2 protein-coding genes and 2 pseudogenes are annotated in these 2,582 nt (G+C 72.7%); 2 read left to right on the top strand and 2 right to left on the bottom strand.

Translation table 11 applies throughout. The features are described 5' to 3' along the window. Positions 1-192, bottom strand: a pseudogene (locus AC27IO_RS22785) (GGDEF domain-containing protein); the annotation flags it as partial. A gap of 272 nt (positions 193-464) precedes the next feature. Here AC27IO_RS22785 and AC27IO_RS22790 point away from each other — a divergent pair. Next, positions 465-1,010: a GNAT family N-acetyltransferase gene (locus AC27IO_RS22790; protein WP_498740923.1), complete on the top strand. Its 546-nt coding sequence runs from the start codon at positions 465-467 to the stop codon at positions 1,008-1,010. 22 nt (positions 1,011-1,032) lie between these two features. Here the strand turns inward: AC27IO_RS22790 and gcvA are convergent, their stop codons facing one another. Further along, positions 1,033-1,923, bottom strand: coding sequence for a transcriptional regulator GcvA (gene gcvA, locus AC27IO_RS22795; protein WP_498740925.1), 891 nt, complete (start codon positions 1,921-1,923; stop codon positions 1,033-1,035). Positions 1,924-2,104: 181 nt separating this feature from the next. Between gcvA and AC27IO_RS22800 the strand changes: the two are divergent. Beyond that, positions 2,105-2,582 (top strand): annotated as a pseudogene (locus tag AC27IO_RS22800) (EamA family transporter); the annotation flags it as partial.

A 2,582-nucleotide genomic window follows, 5' to 3' on the forward strand; every position in this document is an offset into this window, starting at 1 on the left:
CGCCAGCGGCTGCTGCAGTTCCGGCGGCAGGGGCGACGGGCCGCCCAGCGCCCCGTTGGTGGGACCGCGCTCGCGCGACACCATTTCGGCAGCGAGCAGCCCCGCGCGCAACTGGTCGATGGCCTCCACGCTGGCCGCCGACGCGCGCACCGACTGGTACTCCGTCGTGGCGATGCGGCCGACCAGCAGCATCGTGGCCAACACCACGAGGGCCCCGAAAAGGCGGAGGAATCGGCTTAAAGACATGGTGTCTGGCATCAGTAGGGCGGGGCAACGGTGTGGAAATTCTCTCACCTGCATCCGATCGGGGCGCTGCGGCCGCGAACGGATGGGCCAAATGGCGACGGTTTTCGGGGAATTGGCAACGAACGGGTGCAAGAAATGCGCCTGCACGGGCCGGCGGGCACCGGCCGTAGGATGGAGGCCTTCGCTGCCCGTGCCGCCCCTTCGCACCGCCCACGCCCATGCCCGCCCACGCCCGATCCCACCCCCTGCCATCCGCCCCGCCCCGGGCGCGCCCGCTGGCCGCGGCCGATCTGCCCGGCCTGTTGCAGGTGCAGCGCGCCTGCTATGGCGAGGGGTTCGAGGAAAGCCATGCGGTGTTCCAGCGCCGCCTGGCGAGCCCGGCGCAGTGCTCGCTCGCCCTGGAGCGGGACGGCCACCTGTGTGCCTATCTGGCGGCCTACCGCTCGCTGCGGGGCAAGGTCACGCCGCTGCACGGCGATTTCGAGGCCGCCCGGGCCCCCGACACGCTGTACCTGCACGACATGGCCGTGTCACCCGCGCTGGCAGGGCAGGGCCTCGCGCAGGTGCTGCTGGCCGCGGCCTGGGCCACGGCACGCAGCGAAGGGCTGCGCCACAGCGCGCTGGTGTCGGTACAGGGATCGCAGGGCTACTGGGCACGGCACGGCTATGCCCCCGCACCGTTGCAGGACGCTGCGCAGCGCACGCGGCTGGCCACCTACGGAGAGGGCGCGGTCTACATGGTGCGGGCATTGCCGGGGGCGTGAAGCCCGGCGCCGGCCACATCGCTCAAGCGCCGCTGCCGCGCTCCTGCCCGGCCTGCGCGACGATCCAGTCGCGGAAACGCCGCAGCTCCGGATCGATGAGCGCGGGTGCCGCATAGACCAGGTGGTACGCCAGCGGCGTGGCCAGCGCACCCGCCTGCACGCCGATCAAGGCGCGCGTGGCCAGCTCGCGCCCGATGAGCGCGCGGCGCACCAGCGCGAAGCCCCGGCCGGCCACGGCGGCTTCGATGGCGCCGTTGGAATCAGCAAACACCACGCCCTGTTCGGTGTTTACCCGGGGCATACGGTGCGCCTCGCACCACAGCCGCCAGTCGCCCCGGTGCTCGTCGTGCAGCAGGCGGTGGCCGTCGATGTCGCGGGCGCGCGCGATGCGCCGCGGCGCGATGAGGCGGGGGCTGCACACCGGCACGAGATCGTCGGCAAGCAGCGCTTCCGCCCGCAGGCCCGGGTACTTCCCCATGCCGTGGCGCACCGCGAAATGCACGCCCTCGCCGGCCAGATCGACCGTGCGGTTGGTGGTGCTCACGTGCACGTCCAGGCCGGCTGCGTGCTGCTGAAAGTCCTGCAGGCGCGGCACCAGCCACTGCACGGCGAAGCCAGGCGTGCAGCTCACCAGCACGACGCGCCGCGCGCCGGCGGCCACCCGCGAGGTGGCGTGGCCGATGACCGCGAGCGCATCGCTGCAGGCCGACTGGTATTCGGCACCCGCCCGCGTGAGCGCCAGGCCGCGCGGCAGGCGCTCGAACAGCGTGCAGCCCAGGAACTCCTCCAGCTTGCGCACCTGCTGAGACACGGCGCCCGGCGTGACGTGCAGCTCGGCGGCGGCGCGGCGCACGCTCAGATGGCGCGCAGTGGCTTCGAAAAATCGCACGGCGATGAGGGGAGGCAGGCGCATGACCGTTCAGTCAAAATAAACAGTCGCGCAGCATAAATGGTTTGCGCGAACCCACCGGATTTCGAAGAATGGGCCTCCAGCGCCGGGGGCGGCCCGGGCCCGCCAGGGCTTGGCGAAAGCCTTCGGTTTCGTCGTTTCGTTTTGCCGATTCGGCGGGGTCCGCGCCCCGCCGGCGCCACCCATGACCCTCGCCAGCCTGATCCGCCTGTTCGCCCTCGCCGCCCTGTGGGGCGGCAGTTTTCTGTTCATGCGCATCGCGGTGCCGGTGCTGGGCGCGGTGCCCACGGCCTTCGGGCGCGTGGCGCTGGCGGCGGCCGGGCTGATGGCGTTGCTGGCGTTCGCGCGGCTGCGGCCGGCCTTTCACGGCAAGCTGGGCGCGGCGCTGGTGCTGGGCGTGGTCAATTCGGGGGTGCCGTTCCTGATGTTCGCGCTCGCGGCCCGCACGCTGCCGGCGGGCTACAGCGCCATCCTGAACGCCACCACGCCGCTCATGGGCGTGCTGATCGGCGCCGTGGCCTTCGGCGAGCGGATCACCGCCGCGCACACGGCCCGGCGTGCTGCTGGGCATGGCCGGGGTGGCCGTGCTGGCGCAGACGGGCCCCGTGGCCCTGTCGCCGCAGGTGCTGGCGGGCATGGGGCGCCTGCCTGGTGGCCACGGC

This window comes from Acidovorax sp. KNOB132 (assembly GCF_057541515.1).

Coding starts and splice junctions, on each gene's coding strand:
- AC27IO_RS22790 (WP_498740923.1), top strand. CDS start 465: ATGCCCGCCCACGCCCGATCCCACCCCCTGCCATCCGCCCCGCCCCGG.
- gcvA (WP_498740925.1), bottom strand. CDS start 1,923: ATGCGCCTGCCTCCCCTCATCGCCGTGCGATTTTTCGAAGCCACTGCG.